We start from the raw sequence: 19,852 nt of genomic DNA, 5'->3' as shown, positions 1-19,852 counted from the left end.
GTGGTTTTGGCGCGTCGAAGTCACACCGCAGTGAGGGTGTGACCCACGTCCGTTCAGAAACTCGGTGGTCGAACGGCCGGCGTCGACCCTGCGCGCTTGGCCCTCTCCCCCGACGTCAGCGCCCACGCGGCCACCACGCCGCCGATCGCTCCGAACAGATGTCCTTGCCAGGAAACCCGTGGATCGCTCGGCAGTACGCCCCACAGCACTCCGCCGTACACGACGAAAACAGCAACGCCGATCAGGATCTGGGTGAAGCTGCGCGTGAAGAACCCGCGCACCAGCAGGTAGGTGACCCAGCCGAAGATCAGCACGGACGCACCCACGTGCTTCGAGTTCGAGCCGGCGAACAACCAGGTCCCGACACCGCCGATCACCCAGATGATGCCGGTCGCCGCGAGTCCGCGCGCGATTCCCGTCACCAGCACGAGGTATCCGAGAATCAGCACCGGAATGGTGTTGGCGATCAGGTGGCCCCAGTCGTCGTGAAGTACCGGGGCGAACAGGATTCCCCACAGACCGTCGAGCGTGCGCGGGGTGACGCCGGCATTCTGAACATTCTGACCGGAGATGACATCCACGATCTCGATCACGTAGAGCAGGATCGCGAAGCCGCCCACCAATACGGCCGACTGCTTCCACACCGAGGGCGGACCGGATTTCGGTGCCGGCGTCCGGGTGCCGAAGTCCGGATTGTTGAAATCCATCGTCATCGTGTGCGTCCTCCACCGTCGATCCGGTTTTTCTGATTCGCTCACTGGCGACCAGGCTCAATTCGAGATTACCGCCGACACCAGGAGTGCTGCCTAGAGAAATGCGGACGGGAAGAGTTCGCGGTAGCTCGGGATTCCGGCCACCGACGTGGCGTCCAGAATCGCTGTGACGATCGCACGTTCGACCACCTGCGCCGAAGCTGCGCACACCGCGTCGAGTACGGGCAGATCGTTCGGGAAGGCGGCCGGAACCGCGATCTCCGAATTCGGCTTGTGATCACCGGTAGCGAGGGCGAAGATCGTGTCGCCGTCGAGCGGCGAATGTGCGGGCCGAATCGCACGAGCCAGACCGTCGTGACCTGCGACAGCGACGCGTCGGCACCCGGCTTTGGTCAGGGCGGCGTCGGTGGCGACCACACCGATCGTGGTGTTGAGGACGGTTCCCTTGGCCGCGACGGCGTTGGCTGCCGCGAGTTCGGACGCGTCGGGAGGCCTGAGTCCGAAAGATTCCGCGCCGTCCGAGCCGACGCCCCACGGCAAACCTGTTCGCGGATCGAAGACCGAACCCACCGGATTGGCCACGATCAAGGCGGAGACCGTCGTCCCCTCGGCGGGGCCGTCGGCGATCACGACGCTGGCCGTTCCCACGCCGCCTTTGAGCGCTCCGGCTCTGGCACCTACCCCGGCGCCGACCGTGCCCGTGGCGAATTCGCGCGAAGCGGTGTCGGCAGCGAGGAATCCGAAGTCTCCGGTCGGACGAACGTTCCAGTCGCCAACCGGCAGATCGAAGATCACGGCGCCGGGCACGATCGGTACGACCTGACCAGGAGCCCCCATCGCGATCCCGTGATCGTGTTCCTCGAGCCAGCGCATCACTCCGTCAGCCGCGGCAAGTCCGTATGCACTGCCGCCGGTCAACAGCACGGCATTGACCTGCTGAACCGAATGGCTCGGGTCGAGCAGGTCGGTCTCGCGGGTACCCGGACCGCCGCCGCGGACATCGACCCCCGCCACCACACCGGCCGACGCGAGCACGACCGTGCAGCCGGTGGCCGCGCCGCTTCCGAGTGTGGCGCCCTCGTCGAGTTTGTGGTGATGGCCGACTGCGAGGCCGGCGACATCTGTCAGTGAATCAGTGGGCCCGGTCCGCGTCGTGGTCATGGCATGAGCGCCTGGACGAGGGAGTCCTGCATCCACGTCAACCAGTGATAGACGTCGAGATGCGGGGCTCGCGGGTCGTCGGGTTCGAGGCTCTCCGGGGTGTCGGCGTCGATGCCGAGATTGGTGCCGAGCGCGAGACGGACGTCGTTGAGCGAGGACAGCCAGGCGTCGGCCTGTTCCTGCGTGAGAACGACCTTGCCGCCTGCCTCGGGAAGCGAAGCCAACAGCATTCGAGCGGACTCACGTTTGGCGTCGATGATCTCGGGCTCGTGCAAACTTCGCAGCGCACCGTTGACATTGGCACCCGCGTCGTCGAGATCGTCACTGTCCGGAGCGACCTTGTCCGGATCGGTGCGCTGGAAGTCGGGAAGCAAACGTGCCAACACCGGATTGTCCGGGGTCTCCGAATTTCCGGTGCGAAGGCCCGTCAGCGCGGCGAGCTCGTCCTGCGGCGCCGAAGACGCACGCTCGTCGAGAAGCCCGGTCACCGACTCCACGAGCGAGCGCAGAACTGCCGCCTCGTGGCCGTCCATCTCGGACTTGAACTTGACTCCGCCAAGTGAACTCTTCCTACTCCACGTCCGCACGCGTCGGACTCCCGTCTACGAGTTAGGCGAACAAATCGGTCGAAAAGGGCTTTTCTCAGGTGTCGTCGCGTTGCATCGTGGCCCAGAGACCGGCCGCGTGGAGGCGACGGACATCGGCCTCCATCTTGTCGCGCGATCCGCTCGAGACCACGGCCTTGCCCTCCGAATGGACCTGCATCATCAGGTCGGTGGCCTTGGCTTTGCTGTAACCGAACAACTTCTGGAACACGTAGGTCACGTAGTGCATGAGATTGACCGGGTCGTCCCAGACGATGGTCACCCAGGGCCGATCGGCGGCTTCGATGGTCGCCACAGCCTCCGACTGCTCGGGCGTGGCTTGAGGAGAGGAAGCCGTAGCGCCTCTCATCGTTACGTTCGCCGAGTAAGTGCCGGACACGGTCGCGCCGCCGAAAACCATGTATCCAGGGTACGGCGCGACGAGAGGCGACAACACCCACCCACGTCGTCTCGCGCATAGAGTTGTGTGCGTGCCTACGCAAATTTCTGACATCCGCGACGCCGGTGCCAGCACCGCACTGCTCACCGATCAGTACGAACTGACCATGCTCTCGGCGGCTCTCGCCGACGGATCTGCCTTCCGTAACTGCAGTTTCGAGGTATTCGCACGGCGGCTGCCCGACGGTCGTCGCTACGGCGTCGTCGCCGGTACCGAACGCCTGCTCGACGCACTCGAGCAGTTCCGGTTCGGTGAACCGGAACTGGCGATCGTTGCGAAATTCCTTGACGACACGACGGTCGAGTGGCTGCGCAACTATCGATTCTCCGGTGACATCGACGGCTACCGCGAGGGCGACTTCTACTTCCCCGGATCACCGATTCTCTCGGTCCGCGGAACTTTCGCCGAGTGCGTCATCCTCGAAACCTTGATTCTCTCGATCCTCAACCACGACAGCGCGATCGCTTCGGCCGCAGCCCGCATGGTGAGCGCAGCGGGTGGCCGACGAATGATCGAGATGGGCTCGCGTCGCACACACGAACAGGCAGCCGTCGCCGCTTCACGTGCCGCCTATCTCGCCGGGTTCGACGCCACCTCCAACCTCGAAGCCGCGCGGCGTCACGACGTACCCAGCGCAGGTACCAGTGCACACGCTTTCACTCTCCTGCACACCACCGAGGACGGTCCGGACGAGGCTGCGGCATTCCGCGGTCAAGTCGCCGCTCTGGGCGTGTCCACCACCTTGTTGGTGGACACCTACGACATCACCGAGGGTGTGAAAACGGCTGTCGCCGTTGCCGGTCCCGAACTGGGCGGAGTTCGCATCGATTCCGGTGATCTCGGCGTCCTGGCTCGCCAGGTACGCCAACAACTCGACGACCTCGGTGCCACCAAGACGCGCATCGTCGTCTCCGGCGACCTGGACGAGTACGCCATCGCGGCCCTGCGGGCCGAACCCGTCGACTCGTACGGCGTCGGCACTTCGCTGGTCACCGGATCGGGCGCGCCCACAGCGGGCATGGTCTACAAGTTGGTCGAGGTGGACGGGATCGCCGTCGAGAAGAGAAGCACCAACAAGGCATCTCGTGGCGGCGCCAAGAAGGCACTGCGCGTGCTGCGTCCAACCGGAACGATCGTCGAGGAAGTCATCTACCCCGCCGGCTCGCCCGCTCCGGTTTCCGAGGCGGACGGCGCGACCGAATTGTTGATCCCGTTGGTTCGCGAAGGCAAAGTCGTCGAGAGCGCACCGACGCTCGAAGAGAGCCGCGCAGTTCTGAAGGCTGGGCTCGTGAGCCTGCCGTGGGAAGGACTCAAGCTCTCGCGCGGAGACTCGGCAGTGCCCGTTCGATTCTCCGGAGGTGAGCACCGGTGAGTGCAAAAGCACTGATCGTCGTCGACGTTCAAAATGATTTCTGCGAAGGTGGCGCTCTCGCTGTCGACGGCGGTGCTGCGGTTGCAGCGGCCGTCAACGATTTCGTCAACTCCCACGAGTACGACGCCGTAGTCACGACTCGCGATTTTCACATCGACCCTGGGGCGCATTTCTCCGAGACTCCCGACTTCGTCGACAGTTGGCCGGTTCACTGCGTCGTCGGGACAGCCGGCGCCGAGTTCCATCCCGCGTTCGACGCCTCTGTCGCCGGTTCGGCGATCTTCTCCAAGGGCGCCTACAGCGCGGCCTATTCCGGTTTCGAGGGAGTAACCGAGGACGGCACGACGCTCGAGGACTGGCTCCGCGACCACGAGATCACCGACGTCGACGTGATCGGCATCGCCACGGATCACTGTGTCAAGGCCACGGCCGTCGACGCCGCGCGCGCGGGGTTCGCCACTACAGTTCTTCTCCCCTTCACCGCTGGTGTGTCGACCGCCACGATCGAGTCGGCATTGGTGCAGATGCAGGAGGCGGGAGTGCAGCTGATCGGGCGAGACGAGGCGTCGTCGGAAGAAGACTCGAATGCCGGGGAACTACCCCGGGAATCATCCGTGGACGTTTCTGACGTAGGGATCCATTAACCTTCGTGGGTGGCCGATCAACTCCCGAACGTTCCCGAACTGCTCCAGACAGCGGTGCGGTCGCTCGGCGGTGCCGAACGAACCAGTCAGCTGACGATGGCGTCCGCCGTGGCGCACTCGATCGACACCGGCGAGCATCTTGCCGTCCAGGCCGGCACCGGTACCGGTAAGTCGCTCGCCTACCTCGTTCCGAGCCTGCGCCACGCGGTCGAATCGGGACGCACCGTGGTCGTGTCCACCGCCACCATCGCGCTTCAGCGTCAGCTCGTCGATCGAGATCTGCCGCGGCTCGCCGACGCACTGAAGAAGCCACTCGGCCGACGCGCCGAGTTCGCAATCCTCAAGGGCCGCAACAACTACCTGTGCATGAACAAGATCCACACCGGCGCGTCCGAGCAGCCACCCGAGGACGAGTTGTTCGATCCGTTCACGGTCTCGCGTCTCGGCCGGGAGGTCGTACGCCTCACCGAATGGTCCTCCGACACCGAAACCGGTGATCGTGACGAATTGGTGCCGGGCGTGTCCGATCAGGCGTGGCGGCAGGTCAGCGTCACCTCCCGCGAGTGCATCGGCAAGAACCAGTGCCCGGTCGGTGAGGACTGCTTCGCCGAGCGTGCCCGAGTCGAGGCGTCGAAGGCCGACGTAGTGGTCACCAACCACGCACTGCTCGCCATCGACGCCATCACCGGCATCCAGATCCTGCCTGACCACGACGTCGTGGTGATCGACGAGGCCCACGAGTTGGTCGACCGCGTCACCGGCGTTGCCACGGCTGATCTCACTGCCGCCTCGATCAGTGCCGCGGCCAGGCGCTGCGGCAAGATCGCCGAAGAACAGGACGCCGACCGACTCGAAGCTGCCGGCGAGGGCTGGGCGGGGCTCCTCGAAGAATTACGGCCAGGTCGATGGGAAGGCCTCCCGGACGGGGCGGCGCCCGCACTGGCCGCGATCCGCGACGCGGCCTGGTCGCTGCGCACCGCTATCGGCCCGGCCAAACCGGGTATGGCGGCCGCAGACCCCGAAGCCGCTGCCGCCCGCAACGCCGCGCTCTCGTCCGTCGACGACGTCCACGACAGCGCCGTGCGCATTCTCACTGCTTTCGACGAACCCGACCCGGCCAAGCGCACGGACGTCGTCTGGCTGTCCTCGGACGAGTTCCGCGGATCGGTGCGGCGCTCCGTCCGGATGGCTCCGCTCTCGGTCGGCGGGTTGCTGCGCTCACGACTGTTCGCCGAATCCACCGTCGTTCTCACTTCCGCGACACTGACCGTCGGCGGATCGTTCGACGGGCTCGCCGTCAACTGGGGTCTCCCCGCCGAATCGTCCGCGCGCCCCGACTCGGGTACCGCCATCGGAACCGAAGCCCCTTCCGACGCTTCGGCTTTCCGCTGGAATTCGCTCGACGTCGGGTCGCCGTTCGACCATGCCAAGGCCGGCATCATCTACATTGCCCGCCACCTGCCCACGCCCGGCCGCGACGGCCTCTCCCCGGTCTATCTCGACGAGATCGCCGAACTTGTCGAGGCTGCGGGCGGACGCACCCTCGGACTGTTCTCGTCGATGCGCGCCGCCAAAGCCGCGTCCGAGGCCATGCGCGAACGCCTCGACACACCGATCCTGTGCCAGGGCGACGACGCCACCGGCACCCTCGTCAAGGCCTTCGCCAAGGACGAACCCACGTCACTGTTCGGCACGTTGTCCCTGTGGCAGGGCGTCGATGTTCCGGGGCCGTCGCTGAGCCTCGTCATCTTGGACCGGATTCCGTTTCCGCGCCCGGACGACCCACTGCTGATGGCCCGCCAGCAAGCCATCGAATCCCATGGCGGTAACGGCTTTCTCAGCGTCTCGGCCAATCACGCGGCGCTGCTCCTGGCACAGGGCGTGGGCCGTCTGCTTCGCAGCACCGACGACAAGGGCGTGGTCGCCGTGCTCGATCCGCGTCTGGCCACGGCGAGGTACGCGGGTTACCTTCGCGCATCACTGCCTCCGTTCTGGGAGACGACCAACCCCGAAGTCGTCCGCAAGGCACTCACCCGCATCCGCGACTCGCGTCCCTGACCGAGTTTCACCCGGGCACAATTCTGCCCCGGTACCGACCGAACGGCCCGGGGCAGAAAGCACAACGTCAGACGTTCGGTGTGGTCACCAATCCGAGTTCGGACGCATTGACCAACAACCGGTGATGTGGCAGAACCCGTACGGTGTAGCCGACGGAGCCGGAGACCGGAAGGGCGACCTCGGCTTCGAAGATCTCGGTTCCGTCCTCGGCACCGAAGTGTGTCATCGGGAACGTCACCACGTCGGTGAGTTCCTCGCCCGGGCTGACGCGTCCGAGAACTGCCTGAACCTCGACATCCGAGACCGACAAGCCGCCGAGGCGGACCTTGGCCGTCAACGAGATGGTCGCACCGATCTCCGGAGTGTCCGGCAGGCCGGAACCGTCCACCTGCTCGACGGCGACCGACGGCCACTGCGATTCGATGCGGCGACGGAACTCGGCCACCTCACGCGCACCGGCAAAATCATCCGCCACTGCCGCTCGAGCTGATTCCGCCGAAGGGGCATAGTAGTCGACCGCGTAGTCACGAACCATGCGTGATGCCAACACTTTCGGGCCCAGATTCTCGAGGGTGTGGCGAACCCTCTCGACCCAGCGCGTCGGCAGATCGGCTGCATCACGGTCGTAGAACGTCGGCAGCACCGCGTGCTCGAGAAGTTCGTAGAGGGCGCTGGCCTCCAGATCGTCACGCCGCACGTCGTCGAGAACACCGTCGGCCGTCGGAATGGCCCACCCGTTCTCGCCGTCGTACATCTCGTCCCACCACCCGTCACGAATGGAGAGGTTGAGTCCACCGTTGAGCGCTGATTTCATGCCGGAAGTACCGCATGCCTCGAGTGGGCGAAGCGGGTTGTTGAGCCACACGTCGCAGCCCCAGTAGAGGTAGCGGGCCATGGACATGTCGTAGTCGGGCAGGAAGACGATGCGGTGACGGACATCCGCTTCGTCGGCGAACCGTACGACCTGCTGAATGAGTGCCTTGCCACCGTCGTCGGCGGGGTGCGACTTACCGGCCACCACCAACTGCACCGGACGCTGCTCGTCGAGCAACATCGCACGCAGACGCTCGGGATCACGCAGCATGAGCGTCAACCGCTTGTACGTCGGAACGCGCCTGGCGAATCCGACGGTCAAAACGTTGGGATCGAAAACTCCAGTGGTCCAGCCGAGTTCAGCCTCGGTCGCGCCGCGTTCCAGCCACGATGCCCGGACGCGACGACGAACTTCGTCGACCAACTTACCGCGCAACGCATTACGTGTTTCCCACAGTTCCGTGGCCGACAACTCGTGCAGGCGCTCCCACCCGCGCGCTTCTTCGAGTTGCTCCTGCCCGACGATCCGCCTGGCCACGTCCATCCACTCCGGCGCCGCCCACGTCGGTGCGTGCACACCGTTGGTGACCGAACCGATCGGCACCTCGTCGGCGTCGAATCCCGGCCAGAGTCCGTTGAACATGTCGCGGCTGACGATGCCGTGCAACTTCGAGACGCCGTTCGCGCGCTGCCCCAGACGAAGGCCCATGTGCGCCATGTTGAAGATCGACGGATCGGATTCGCGCCCCATCCCGACGATGCGGTCGACGGTCAGGCCAGGAAGCAACGTCGATTCGTTCTCGCCGTTCGTGCCGCCGAAGTAATGACGGACCAGATCTGCCGGGAAGCGGTCGATTCCGGCAGGTACCGGGGTGTGCGTCGTGAAGACGGTTCCGGCACGAACCGCGGCCAGAGCGGAATCGAAGTCCAGACCACTGGTGGTGACAAGTTCGCGAATCCGTTCGATACCGAGGAATCCGGCATGCCCCTCGTTCATGTGGAACACCTCGGGATCGGGCAATCCGTAAGCCGCGGTGTAGGCGCGGACCGCGCGCACGCCGCCGATACCCGCGAGGATCTCCTGCTTGATGCGGTGATCCTGGTCCCCGCCGTAGAGGCGGTCCGTGACGCCGCGAAGGTCCACGTCGTTCTCGGCGATGTCGGAATCGAGCAGCAGCAACGGCACTCGGCCGACCTGAGCGATCCACACTCGCGCACGAAGCACACGGCCACCGGGCATGGCCACGTGAATGACGACCGGAGATCCGTCGTCGGAGGCCGGGCCTGCGTCCGTCAGCAAACGAAGAGGCAACCCTTGAGGGTCGTGGGGTGGGTAGTGCTCGGCCTGCCAACCGTCGGCGGTCAGCGACTGGCGGAAGTACCCGGATCGGTAGAGCAGTCCGACGCCGATGAGCGGCAGCCCGAGATCGGACGCGGCCTTGAGATGATCACCGGCAAGGATGCCCAATCCACCGGAGTAGTTGGGCAGAACCTCACTGACCCCGAACTCCATGGAGAAGTACGCGATTCCGCCGGCCAACGACGTGCCCTTGGCCTGCTGGGACTGATACCAGCGCGGCGTACTCAGGTAAGCGTCGAGATCGGCTGCTGCAGTGTCGAGGTCACCGAGAAATGCCTCGTCGCTGCCGAGTTCGTCGAGCCGGGCGGGGTCGACTTCCCCGAGCATCCGGACCGGGTCGAACTGGACTGCTTGCCAGAGTTCGGGGTCGAGTCGCGAGAACAAATCCTGTGTCTCGGGATGCCACGACCAACGAAGGTTGGTGGACAGGGGGCCGAGCGCGGCAAGGCGCTCCGGAAGGTGGGCTCGGACAGTGAACCGACGCAAGGCTTTCACCCCGCGAACCCTAGTCGAGTTCCTTGCACTCTGTCTGGTGGAACCTCACGTCCGAGCCGACCTGACCACCGACGGACCCGAATTCGCCGTTATCAGCGCTCCGGCGGCTTCGCCGTTATCAGCCTGGCGGCTTCGCCGTTATCAGCACCGTGGCGCGACACCCACTACGGTTGAACCGGCGAAAGAAAGTTTTACCGCGATCCATCACCAGAATTGGAGCTTCCCGTGTCAGGACGCCTCGGTATCGACGACGTGGTACCCGAGATCTCGGGTAACTATCCGGCAAAGGCCGTGGTCGGTGAAGTCTTTCCGGTGCATGCCACCGTGTGGCGAGAAGGCCACGACGCCATTTCCGCAACTCTGGTGGTGCGTGGTCCGCGCGGAACCAAGCCGCTGCGTATTCCGATGGATCCCGGCACCGAACCGGACACCGTCGACGCGGTGTTCACGCCGTCCGCCGAAGGCATGTGGTCGTTCCGGATCGAGGCGTGGAGCGATCCCATCGCCACCTGGAAGCACGCGGTGGAAGCAAAGCTGGCCGTCGGGCAGGGCGCTGTCGAGCTGGCCAACGACCTGGAAATCGGTGCGCGCCTGTTCGAACAGGCCGCGCACGAGGTGCCGCGGGGCAACAGGTCCCGACTCGAGGCCGTCACGGCGTCGCTGCGCAGCGATCAGGCGCTGACTGCTCGCGTCGCTCCGGCCTTCGCCTCCGACGTGGCCGAACTGCTCCGCGCCACTCCGCTCCGAGAGCTGGTCACCAAGGGCGAGTCCCACCCCGTCGTCGTCGATCGCAACCGTGCACTGTTCGGCTCCTGGTACGAGTTCTTCCCCCGCTCGACGGGTGGTTGGGACGAGAACGGGGTCCCGCAACACGGCACGTTCCGCACCTCGGCCGAGGACCTGCCCCGCATCGCCGCAATGGGTTTCGACGTCGTCTACCTACCGCCGATCCATCCCATCGGGGAGATCAATCGCAAGGGGCGCAACAACACCCTCACCCCCGAGCCCGGTGACGTCGGTTCGCCCTGGGCCATCGGCTCGGTCGACGGCGGGCACGACGCAGTCCACCCTCAGCTCGGCACCCTCAAGGATTTCAAAGCCTTCGTCGCCACCGCTCGCAAGCTCGATCTCGAAGTGGCACTGGATCTCGCACTGCAGTGCGCCCCGGATCATCCGTGGGCCAAGAAGCATCCGGAGTGGTTCAACGTCCTTCCCGACGGCACCATCGCCTACGCCGAGAACCCACCCAAGAAGTATCAGGACATCTACCCGATCAACTTCGACACCGATCCTCGCGGCCTCGACAAGGAGATCCTGCGAGTCGTCCGTCACTGGATCAGCGCCGGTGTCAAGATCTTTCGGGTCGACAACCCGCACACCAAACCGCCCAACTTCTGGGAGACGCTGATCTCGGAGGTCAAGAAGACCGACCCCGACGTCCTGTTCCTCGCCGAGGCATTCACCCGTCCGGCACGCATGTACGGCCTGGCGCGACGCGGATTCACCCAGTCGTACACGTACTTCACCTGGCGAGTGGCGAAGTGGGAACTCACCGAATTCGGCAACGAGTTGGCGGCGAAGGCCGACGAAGCCCGACCGAACCTCTTCGTGAACACCCCGGACATTCTGCACGAATCCCTCCAGCACGGTGGGCCCGGAATGTTCGCTCTACGAGCAGCTCTCGCCGCTACGCTGGCGCCGACGTGGGGCGTCTACTCCGGTTACGAACTCTACGAACACCAAGCCGTTCGCCCCGGCAGCGAGGAATACCTCGACTCCGAGAAGTACGAACTCCGTCCGCGCCGTTTCGCCGAAGCAGCAGCGAGAGGTGAATCGCTCGAACCGTGGATCACCGCGCTCAACCGCATCCGGCGTGCACACCCCGCACTGCAGCAGCTGCGGAACCTGCACTTTCACCACATCGACAACGACGCACTGATCGCGTTCTCGAAGTTCGACGCCTCGACCGGCGACGCCGTCCTGACGGTGATCAACCTCAACCCGTTCGCGGCGGAGGAGGGCACCGTCTGGTTGGACATGCCGGCACTCGGACGCGAGTGGCACGACCACATGACCGTGCTCGACGAAGTAACCGGTGAGCAGTTCAATTGGGGCCAGGCCAATTTCGTCCGGCTCGAGCCCTGGCGTTCGGTGGCGCACATCCTCGCGCTCCCACCCGTTCCGTATCCGGCCCGGATCTCTCTGGCCTACCAAGCACGCAACGCGCACCGCGCGAGTGGAGGCAAGTGATGCCAACAGACAAGTCCCCTTCGGGTATCGCCCCGGACAGTCACGATCTGGATCTGCTGGCACGCGGTGAACATCACGATCCACACAGCGTCCTCGGCGCACATCCCCACGCCGACGGGACCGTTCTGCGAGCGCTGCGTCCCCACGCCGAGTCCGTCAGCGCAGTCATCGGCGGCAAAAGCTTTCCCCTCGAACATGTTTCGAACGGCATCTTCGCTGCCTTGGTCCCCTATCCCGACCTGATCGACTATCGCTATTCGGTGACGTACCCGGGTGGACACACCGTTCTCGCGGCTGACCCGTACCGATTCCTGCCAACCCTCGGCGAACTCGACCTACACCTGTTCGGCGAGGGTCGACACGAACGCCTGTGGGACATCCTCGGTGCACACCCGCGTTCTTACGAAACGCCGGACGGACCCGTCGACGGTACCTCGTTCGCCGTCTGGGCTCCGGCCGCCCGCGGTGTGACCGTCGTCGGCGATTTCGACGGGTGGGGAGGGCAATTCGCTCCCATGCGCGTCCTCGGCTCCACCGGAGTCTGGGAGATCTTCCTGCCCGACATCGCAGTCGGTTCGCTGTACAAGTTCCGAGTCCACGGACACGACGGCTCGGTTCGCGACAAGGCAGATCCGATGGCGTTCGGTACCGAGGTTCCACCGGCGACGGCCTCGCGGGTGACCACCAGTTCCCATGTGTGGAACGACGCTGCCTGGCTGGAAACCCGTGCAGGTGTCGACCCTTCGCAGTCGCCGATGAGTGTGTACGAGGTGCATCTCGGATCGTGGCGCCCCGGTCTCGACTACCGGCAGATGGCCGAACAGCTGGCGGAGTACGTCACCGCAACCGGATTCACCCATGTCGAACTGCTGCCGGTCTCCGAGCACCCGTTCGGCGGATCGTGGGGATACCAGGTCACGTCGTACTACGCACCGACGTCCCGCTTCGGCACGCCCGACGATTTCCGGTGGTTCGTGGACCACCTGCACGCCGCAGGAATCGGCGTCATCGTCGACTGGGTACCCGCGCATTTCCCCAAGGACGAGTGGGCGCTGGCCCGTTTCGACGGAACTCCCCTGTACGAGCATGCCGATCCGCGACGCGGCGAGCAGTTGGACTGGGGCACATACGTATTCGACTTCGGCCGCCGCGAGGTCCGGAACTTCCTCGTCGCCAACGCGCTCTTCTGGCTCGAGGAGTTTCACATCGACGGACTGCGCGTCGACGCCGTCGCATCGATGCTGTACCTGGACTACTCACGTCCGGAAGGTGGGTGGACTCCCAACATTCACGGTGGCCGCGAGAATCTCGAAGCCGTTGCGTTCCTGCAGGAGATGAACGCAACCGTCCACAAGAACCATCGAGGTGTCGTCACCGTCGCCGAGGAGTCGACGGCGTGGCCCGGAGTCACTCGGGCAACCAATGTCGGTGGCCTCGGGTTCAACATGAAGTGGAACATGGGGTGGATGCACGACACCCTCGGGTTCCTCGGTCACGACCCGGTGCACCGGACCTACCACCATCACGAGATCACTTTCTCGCTGATGTACGCGTGGAGCGAGAACTACCTGCTACCGATCAGCCACGACGAGGTGGTGCACGGCAAGGGGACTCTGTGGACCCGGATGCCCGGCAACGACTTCGCCAAGGCGGCCGGTCTTCGGTCACTGCTTGCGTACATGTGGGCGCATCCCGGCAAGCAACTGCTGTTCATGGGACAGGAGTTCGGCCAGAGCGCGGAATGGTCCGAAGAACGCGGCCTCGACTGGTGGCAGCTCGACGATCAGTACACCGGCACTCTCCATCGCGGCGTCCAGCGACTGGTCGGCGATCTCAACTCCGCGTACCGACGCCATCCGGCAATGTGGACCCTCGACACCTCGCCCGGTGGATACTCCTGGATCGACGCCAACGACACCGAGAACAACGTCCTCAGTTTTCTGCGTTACGGTACTGACGGTTCGATTGTCGCCTGCCTGTTCAACTTTTCGGGCAGTGAGCACTCGAGCTACCGCGTCGGGCTACCAGAGCCCGGCCGATGGGTGGAAATTCTCAACACCGATGCCGAGGTGTACGGCGGCTCCGGAGTCGGGAACCTCGGAGCGGTCACGGCAACGTCGCGTTCGTGGCACGGTCGGCCAGCCTCCGCACAGGTGGCGCTGCCAGCTGCTGGAGCGATTTGGATATGTCTGGAGCGTTGATGGTCGGCCGGCGAGTAGTCATTGTCACGTCGTCACTGTTGGCAGTGGCCGCACTGCTCGCCGGTTGTGCCGGCGGAACGAACGGTCACGCCGTCTCGATTTATCACGACCCGTTCCGTGTTGCCGGACTCGACGCGACAGCGGGACCAAGTGGGTTGCGTCCGGGAGCCCCCAATGCCGACCGAGCAATTACCGGTACCGACGGCGGGGACATCGACGCCCTGGCGGCCAACGCCATCACCGACATCGAAACCTACTGGGCCGCCGAGTACCCGGCTCTGTTCGACAAGCCCTTCGAGCCGGTCGACGAGCTGATCTCGTGGGACCCCACCGAATCGAACGGACCGGACTTCTGCGAGGAGACCACCGAAGAACTCATCAACGCCGGGTACTGCAGCATCGATCACACCATCGGTTGGGATCGCGAACTGCTGCTGCCCGAGGTTCGAGAGAAGTTCGGCGAAGTGGCCGTCGCGTTCATCTTTGCGCACGAGTACGGCCACGCGGTTCAACGCAAAGCCGGGATCGTCGGCGGTAAACGAGATGCGGCCCTGGTGCGAGAACAGCAAGCCGACTGTTTCGGTGGTGCCTTCCTGCGGCACGTCGCGGAGGACAAGGCCGCACACTTCACGATGAACACCTCCGACGGACTCAACAAGGTGTTGGCGTCGGCCGTCGCCATCCGCGACGAAGACCCTAATGATCCTGAGAGCCATCATGGTTCGGCTTTCGAGCGCGTCACCGCCACTCAGATCGGCTTCACCGACGGCGCCGGTGCCTGCGCGAAGATGGACGCCGACGAAATCGAGTCACGACGCGCAGACCTCCCACAGCAGTTCGCCGAAGGCAACGATTCCGGAGAACTGCCCGTCACCGAGGCAACTCTCGACGAGTTCGTGAAGACCTTCCAGGCCATCTTCGATCTACCTGAGCCGCCGAAGGTCGTGTTCACCGGCGCCGACACCGGGTGCAGCGATGCCGTTGCGACCGAACCCGTGTCCTACTGCCCGTCGACGAACACCATCGGAATCAGCGTCGACGACCTTGCCGAGCGCGGCACGCCGGGTCGCGTCGGGCGACGTGAGTTGATCCAGACCAACATCACCGGTGACTACAACGCCTACGTCCTGCTCGCGTCGAGGTACACCCTCGCGATGCAGAAGGAGAACGGCCAATCTCTCGACACCCCGCAGACTGCCTTGCGCGCCGCCTGCCTGTCCGGCGTCATCACCGCAGCGCTCAGTCCCACCAACGCGGCGGCGTCCGGCGCACAGGTCACACTCTCCCCCGGCGACCTCGACGAAGCCGTATCGGGGCTGCTGACCGACGGCCTCGCCGCCAGTGACGTCAACGGTGAGACGGTTCCGAGTGGGTTTGCGCGCGTCGACGCGTTCCGGACCGGTGTACTCGGCGGCCGGGAAGTGTGCGACAGCCGCTACACGGAGTAGCGGCTGCCGGTCCACACGTCAGTAGAGAGCGGAAGCCAACTTACGTCGGGCCGCTATGACGATCGGTTCTGCCGGATCGAACAGCTCGAACAGTTCGAGCAAGCGCGTCCGAGCAGCAGCCTTGTCGTCGCCGGCAGTTCGCGAGACCACCGAGATCAAGCGGGCGAACGACGCCTCGGGTTGCTGGGCGAACATTTCCAGGTCGGCCGCAGCGAACTGCAATTCGAGATTGGACGGATCAGCATCCGCGGCCGCAATCGACTCGGGATCGACGCCCTGAACCCGAGCCATGAACTTCACCTGGCGGACAGCGCTCTTGGCCTCCACGTTGTTGGGTTCGGCGTCGAGAATCACCTGGTACGCAGCGATGGCGGCGTCGAGATCGCCCTCGTCCAGCGCGGTTTCAGCTGCGACGAAGCGAGGATCCTCGACGTCCTCCACCGGCTCGTCACCGTCGGGCACAGGCCCACTCAACTTGCCCTCGACAGCTTGGAGCACTGCGTCGAACCACTGACTGAGCTGCGCCTCCGGCTGAGCGCCCTGGAAATCGGCCAATGGCTGACCTGCCGCGACGGCAACAACCGTCGGCACCGACTGGACGCCGAACGCCTGCGCGATACGAGGGCTCACGTCGACGTCGACGTTGGCAAGAATCCACTTGCCGCCGGCACGCGCGGCCAATGATTCGAGAACTTCGGTGAACACGACCGAGGGCTCGTATGCGCGGCCACCGATGTTGACGATGACCGGCACCTGGCTCGACTTGAGCAGGACTTCGCTTTCGAAGTTCTCCTCGGTCACCTCGATCACTGCCCCGGAGACAGCAGAAACGGCCCCGTCGCCGCTGGTGTTACGCGGCGGTGGTGGGGCCGTGGCCCGCTCTTTGAAGGCGGACAAGTCGACTGCGCCGCTCATGGCGGCAGCAACTGCGGACGAACGCGCGGGGGGCCTGGAACCTGGTCGAGTCACGACTCCCAGTTTGTCACGAGTCGCGCGGAGCTACGTAGAGGGATGCAGCACTCAGACGAGCGCAGCGTTTCCCTTGGATGCCTCGAACTCCGTGGACAGTTCGCCGAGCTTGCCGTTTCGCACTGCCCAGCGCTCGAATATGACGGTGCCGAACGGCGGAACGCTCGAGATCAGCGCAAGGATCGTGGTCTTGATGTCCCACTTGAGCGACCACGCGGTCAGGAGGGCAACAACGATGAACACCAGGAAGCCGGCGGTTCCGTGGACCATTCCGGGGATGCGAATCGCTTCTTCGTGTCCGAGGACCCACTTGAAGAACATGGCAACCAGCAAAGCCGCCCAGGTCACAGCTTCCCACCACGCCACCAGACGGAAGCGTTTCGCGGGAGTGGATACGTCAAAGATGTTCGCCATGAGGCCATTGTGCCCGAACAACTACGACGCCCCGTAGTTGTGTGAGGAAAACCACGGGGCGCCGCTGAGCGAGAGCACTGGTTCAGGTGTATTGAGACGCTCAGGCCTTGGGGACGCGGATGATGAGTGCGTCGCCTTGTCCGCCGCCGCCGCAGAGTGCTGCTGCGCCGATGCCGCCGCCGCGGCGTTGCAGTTCGAGGGCGAGGTGCAGGGCGATGCGGGCGCCGGACATGCCGAGGGGGTGTCCGACGGCGATGGCGCCGCCGTTGACGTTGACCTTGGCTTTGTCTCTCGCGATCAATGCCACTCTCTGTTCGGCGGTGACCAACCGTTTCCCGGGTTTCACATCCAACGGCGCCCCGTGATCATCGAGCAAGACGGTCGAGAGGAAGCAGTCGCACCCGAGGAGCCTGGTCTGCGATACCGAGAGTGGTCCCAGCCAGGGCATGTGCCCCACATCGAGATCCGACACAGACCCGCCATCACCAGTTGGTGTTGCGGCGCAGTCCCGGTGCTCGGCCAGATCCCGGGCATTGATGTGAACGTTCACGTGCGGCCGCTGACCACCATCCATGCCGGTCTTGGCGCAGTCCAGATACCGGCGGATCAGTTCGGTGAACCCGTCCGCAGTCCGCTTCGCCGCCGACCGAGAATCCGGCGTCCCATCGGGTGCCGGGGTGGGCATCGTCAGATTCGACAACGCCGACAACAGCATTTCGCCGGTGAGGGCATCGAAATCGCCACGCACCACCACTCGACCACTCAACGTCGAGGCGATCCTCAACTCGTTGCGGTCGACGTCTTCGGCGGGTGGAATTTCATCGGATTCGAAGATTCGCTCCAACGTCGCGATGACGTTCCGGACCTTCGTGGTCGTTGCTTCCACACCGGACGCGGCAGCCAACAACAAGTCGATGCACTTCGGTAGCGCTTCGTCCGGCATTCCCTTTGGTGGTGACTCGCAGAACGCCACGATCAACGCGGCGTGCTCGAACGAGCAATCCCCGCAATCGAACCGAGCCGCCACCGCCGGAAACGGCCGCAGCGCAGCACCCAACGCGGCGATCTTCTTCCCGTCCCGAACCTGCAGCATCGTGTTCGACGCCAACCACGCACCGACTCCGCGGCTGGCGATCACCTGATCATCGGGACGCACCGACAACTCGTCCACCACCGCCACCCGCACCGCCTCGAGACGCAGAATCTCCGCGCTCGCCGACACCGCAGCAGCCCGCAACTCAGCAGCCGTCAACTGCCAAAGGCGTCCGCGTAACCCCACCGCAGAACCAGACACCACGTCCGACAGATAGACACTCATTGAATCCCCCGATCCCCTACCCAAAGCATACTCGAACATGCGTTCGAGTCAAGGGGAATTATCTGAGGGCGCGAATCAGTGGGGTGGGGTCCGCGACTACGAACAGATGACCGCCCCCGCTGACTTCTTCGAGGCGTGAGTGGGAGATCAAAGAGTGTGCCCAGCGGGCTACTTCGATGGGTACGTTTCCGTCTTCGGTTCCGTGTAGGAAAACCGTTGGTACCGAGATGGATTGAAACAATCCTGGCATCTCGTGGCGATACCGAGCCAAGTCGACAACCGCAGCTGACCCGCCCTGCGCGATCCCTTCGGATGAATCCAATTGGAGAGCGGGACGCTGCGACTCGTCGGTCATGACAGCTTGATCGGCGGCCGGCCAGATCGAGACGGAGTCGCTGCGTAGCTTGGAGAACACTCCGGTTCCCGCGAGCATTGCGCCGGCCATGCGGGGAGCCCAGTTGGCGGCAAAATACAGCGCGGATACCAGTTTTATTCTGCGTCGCACGGTATCTCGCGGCGCCCCGGGGATCATCGCGCACGCCAGCACCAGTTTCGAGACTCGTTCGGGAACGGCTGCAGCGACTGCGAGCGCGTAACCGCCGCCTCCGGAGAAACCCATCAATGTGGCCGAGTCCACCTCGAGGTGATCGATCAGGGTGACGTAGTCGTCGTCCCAGGAATGAAATCCCTTGTCCGTGTATGGATCCGTGCGTCCGAAGCCGGGTCGATCAGGGACAATCAGCCGTATGCCTGCCGTCGCAGCCGCGTTGTGGAGTGAGAGCCCCTCGTATCGGCTGCCAGGTGATCCGTGGGCCACGACTACCGGGTGGCCAGTCGGATCGCCGTACTCGCAGAATGCGATGCGACGCCCCGAGGCGTCGAGAATTTCGGTTGTGGTCACGCTGCTCGTCATGGTGTGTTTCCTTGCTGCGCGATCGACGCCACACCGTCCAGGATGACGGCGACTCCGAACTCGAACCTTCGGGTGGGATCGTGATGAAGCGCGAACACCGATGCCTCGCGCCGATCGGCCGGTGCACTGTCGAAAGTGCCGCGTCCCAATTGAATTGCGACGTGTCCGGTGACGAAATCGTGTAGCGCGCCGTACGCGTACGTGGCCTGTTCGTCCTCGAGGCCGGCCAAGGAAAGGGCGTTCACGACTCGGTGGGCAGTATCGTCGGCCCCGGGTGCTTCCAGTGATGCCTGCCGATGGGCTTCCAGGACCAGGGGATGGCGCATCAGGAGATCGTGGAGGCCGTAGGCGAACGTGCGGGCAACCCCGCGCCAGTCGGTCGGCCAGTCGATCGACGAGACGGCTTCGCCTACGAGAGTCGAGATCAGATCTCGCCTCAAGGCGTCGATGCCACCAGTTGTGCGGTGGACGGACATCGGCGATATGCCGAGTCGTTCGGCGAGCACTCGAAATGACACCGCATCCAGGCCCCCCGTATCGGCGATCTCTGCCGCGGCATCGAGAATCTGTCTGTGACTCAATGCTTTTGGTCGACCGGCCCTTGCAGAGCTGGCGGATTCGGATACCATGCTGACAACAATAGCGATACGCGTATCGAAATTACAAGTGTCTATTGACC

General features: G+C 64.5%; 16 protein-coding genes. 6 read left to right on the top strand and 10 right to left on the bottom strand.

Annotated elements, in window-relative coordinates:
- Positions 1 to 53: 53 nt before the first annotated feature.
- The 4 genes from I7X09_RS18625 to clpS all read right to left on the bottom strand — a co-directional run bounded on the left by I7X09_RS18625 (position 54) and on the right by clpS (position 2,828).
- On the bottom strand, positions 54 to 713 hold the full coding sequence (locus I7X09_RS18625; protein ID WP_200313262.1) for a rhomboid family intramembrane serine protease: 660 nt from the start codon (positions 711 to 713) through the stop codon (positions 54 to 56).
- Between the two features lie 93 nt (positions 714 to 806).
- Entirely contained in the window at positions 807 to 1,874 is a 1,068-nt protein-coding gene (locus I7X09_RS18620) for a P1 family peptidase (RefSeq protein ID WP_200313261.1), read from the bottom strand.
- Entirely contained in the window at positions 1,871 to 2,461 is a 591-nt protein-coding gene (gene aosR / locus I7X09_RS18615; RefSeq protein ID WP_003945318.1) for an oxidative stress transcriptional regulator AosR, read from the bottom strand. Before aosR ends, I7X09_RS18620 begins: the two co-directional genes overlap by 4 nt.
- A 55-nt stretch (positions 2,462 to 2,516) precedes the next feature.
- A complete protein-coding gene (gene clpS, locus I7X09_RS18610) occupies positions 2,517 to 2,828 on the bottom strand; it encodes an ATP-dependent Clp protease adapter ClpS (RefSeq protein ID WP_029255695.1) in 312 nt (103 codons plus the stop codon).
- Positions 2,829 to 3,024: 196 nt separating this feature from the next.
- Between clpS and I7X09_RS18605 the strand changes: the two genes are divergently transcribed.
- The 3 genes from I7X09_RS18605 to I7X09_RS18595 are packed head-to-tail and all read left to right on the top strand — an operon-like array spanning position 3,025 to position 6,992.
- Entirely contained in the window at positions 3,025 to 4,290 is a 1,266-nt protein-coding gene (locus tag I7X09_RS18605) for a nicotinate phosphoribosyltransferase (protein WP_442800600.1), read from the top strand.
- On the top strand, positions 4,287 to 4,934 hold the full coding sequence (locus tag I7X09_RS18600; protein ID WP_200313259.1) for an isochorismatase family protein: 648 nt from the start codon (positions 4,287 to 4,289) through the stop codon (positions 4,932 to 4,934). Before I7X09_RS18605 ends, I7X09_RS18600 begins: the two co-directional genes overlap by 4 nt.
- Before the next feature lie 9 nt (positions 4,935 to 4,943).
- The gene (locus I7X09_RS18595; protein ID WP_200313258.1) at positions 4,944 to 6,992 is read left to right on the top strand and encodes an ATP-dependent DNA helicase; all 2,049 of its coding nucleotides are present in this window, start codon (positions 4,944 to 4,946) and stop codon (positions 6,990 to 6,992) included.
- Positions 6,993 to 7,059: 67 nt separating this feature from the next.
- On the opposite strand, the gene glgP is transcribed toward I7X09_RS18595, so the two are convergent.
- Positions 7,060 to 9,660, bottom strand: coding sequence for an alpha-glucan family phosphorylase (glgP, locus tag I7X09_RS18590; protein ID WP_200313257.1), 2,601 nt, complete (start codon positions 9,658 to 9,660; stop codon positions 7,060 to 7,062).
- 225 nt (positions 9,661 to 9,885) lie between these two features.
- Between glgP and I7X09_RS18585 the strand changes: the two genes are divergently transcribed.
- Genes I7X09_RS18585 through I7X09_RS18575 form a run of 3 tightly spaced genes read left to right on the top strand, consistent with a single transcriptional unit; the run spans position 9,886 to position 15,559 of the window.
- Positions 9,886 to 11,910, top strand: a complete 2,025-nt coding sequence (locus I7X09_RS18585) for an alpha-1,4-glucan--maltose-1-phosphate maltosyltransferase (RefSeq protein WP_095973096.1) — start codon at positions 9,886 to 9,888, stop codon at positions 11,908 to 11,910.
- Complete coding sequence (gene glgB, locus I7X09_RS18580) at positions 11,910 to 14,111, top strand: 1,4-alpha-glucan branching protein GlgB (RefSeq protein ID WP_200313256.1); 2,202 nt, start codon at positions 11,910 to 11,912, stop codon at positions 14,109 to 14,111. Before I7X09_RS18585 ends, glgB begins: the two co-directional genes overlap by 1 nt.
- Entirely contained in the window at positions 14,111 to 15,559 is a 1,449-nt protein-coding gene (locus I7X09_RS18575) for a neutral zinc metallopeptidase (protein WP_095973024.1), read from the top strand. The genes glgB and I7X09_RS18575 overlap by 1 nt, the downstream gene beginning before the upstream one ends.
- 18 nt (positions 15,560 to 15,577) lie before the next feature.
- Here I7X09_RS18575 and I7X09_RS18570 read toward each other — a convergent pair whose 3' ends face one another.
- The 5 genes from I7X09_RS18570 to I7X09_RS18545 form a co-directional block, all read right to left on the bottom strand.
- Positions 15,578 to 16,474, bottom strand: a complete 897-nt coding sequence (locus I7X09_RS18570) for a tetratricopeptide repeat protein (protein WP_200317917.1) — start codon at positions 16,472 to 16,474, stop codon at positions 15,578 to 15,580.
- 105 nt (positions 16,475 to 16,579) lie between these two features.
- Complete coding sequence (locus I7X09_RS18565; RefSeq protein WP_020908283.1) at positions 16,580 to 16,942, bottom strand: DUF3817 domain-containing protein; 363 nt, start codon at positions 16,940 to 16,942, stop codon at positions 16,580 to 16,582.
- Positions 16,943 to 17,042: 100 nt separating this feature from the next.
- Positions 17,043 to 18,260 carry a DUF222 domain-containing protein gene (locus I7X09_RS18555; protein ID WP_234036625.1) on the bottom strand — a complete coding sequence of 406 codons (1,218 nt, stop codon included), beginning with the start codon at positions 18,258 to 18,260 and terminating at the stop codon, positions 17,043 to 17,045.
- A gap of 58 nt (positions 18,261 to 18,318) precedes the next feature.
- Entirely contained in the window at positions 18,319 to 19,173 is an 855-nt protein-coding gene (locus I7X09_RS18550; protein ID WP_200313255.1) for an alpha/beta fold hydrolase, read from the bottom strand.
- A complete protein-coding gene (locus I7X09_RS18545) occupies positions 19,170 to 19,802 on the bottom strand; it encodes a TetR/AcrR family transcriptional regulator (protein WP_234036624.1) in 633 nt (210 codons plus the stop codon). The genes I7X09_RS18550 and I7X09_RS18545 overlap by 4 nt, the downstream gene beginning before the upstream one ends.
- Between the last annotated feature and the right edge of the window lie 50 nt (positions 19,803 to 19,852).

This window comes from Rhodococcus sp. P-2 (assembly GCF_016598535.1).
Classification (GTDB): Bacteria; Actinomycetota; Actinomycetes; order Mycobacteriales; family Mycobacteriaceae; genus Rhodococcus_F; species Rhodococcus_F baikonurensis.
The sequence above is the reverse complement of the archived record's forward strand: the minus strand, read 5'-3'. Positions and strand labels throughout refer to the sequence as shown.

Excerpts from the sequence above, each read along its gene's own strand:
- I7X09_RS18625 (WP_200313262.1), bottom strand. The coding sequence starts at position 713 with ATGACGATGGATTTCAACAATCCGGACTTCGGCACCCGGACGCCGGCA.
- I7X09_RS18620 (WP_200313261.1), bottom strand. The coding sequence starts at position 1,874 with ATGACCACGACGCGGACCGGGCCCACTGATTCACTGACAGATGTCGCC.
- clpS (WP_029255695.1), bottom strand. The coding sequence starts at position 2,828 with ATGAGAGGCGCTACGGCTTCCTCTCCTCAAGCCACGCCCGAGCAGTCG.
- I7X09_RS18605 (WP_442800600.1), top strand. The coding sequence starts at position 3,025 with ATGCTCTCGGCGGCTCTCGCCGACGGATCTGCCTTCCGTAACTGCAGT.
- glgB (WP_200313256.1), top strand. The coding sequence starts at position 11,910 with ATGCCAACAGACAAGTCCCCTTCGGGTATCGCCCCGGACAGTCACGAT.
- I7X09_RS18575 (WP_095973024.1), top strand. The coding sequence starts at position 14,111 with ATGGTCGGCCGGCGAGTAGTCATTGTCACGTCGTCACTGTTGGCAGTG.
- I7X09_RS18570 (WP_200317917.1), bottom strand. The coding sequence starts at position 16,474 with ATGAGCGGCGCAGTCGACTTGTCCGCCTTCAAAGAGCGGGCCACGGCC.
- I7X09_RS18565 (WP_020908283.1), bottom strand. The coding sequence starts at position 16,942 with ATGGCGAACATCTTTGACGTATCCACTCCCGCGAAACGCTTCCGTCTG.
- I7X09_RS18555 (WP_234036625.1), bottom strand. The coding sequence starts at position 18,260 with ATGAGTGTCTATCTGTCGGACGTGGTGTCTGGTTCTGCGGTGGGGTTA.
- I7X09_RS18550 (WP_200313255.1), bottom strand. The coding sequence starts at position 19,173 with ATGACGAGCAGCGTGACCACAACCGAAATTCTCGACGCCTCGGGGCGT.
- I7X09_RS18545 (WP_234036624.1), bottom strand. The coding sequence starts at position 19,802 with ATGGTATCCGAATCCGCCAGCTCTGCAAGGGCCGGTCGACCAAAAGCA.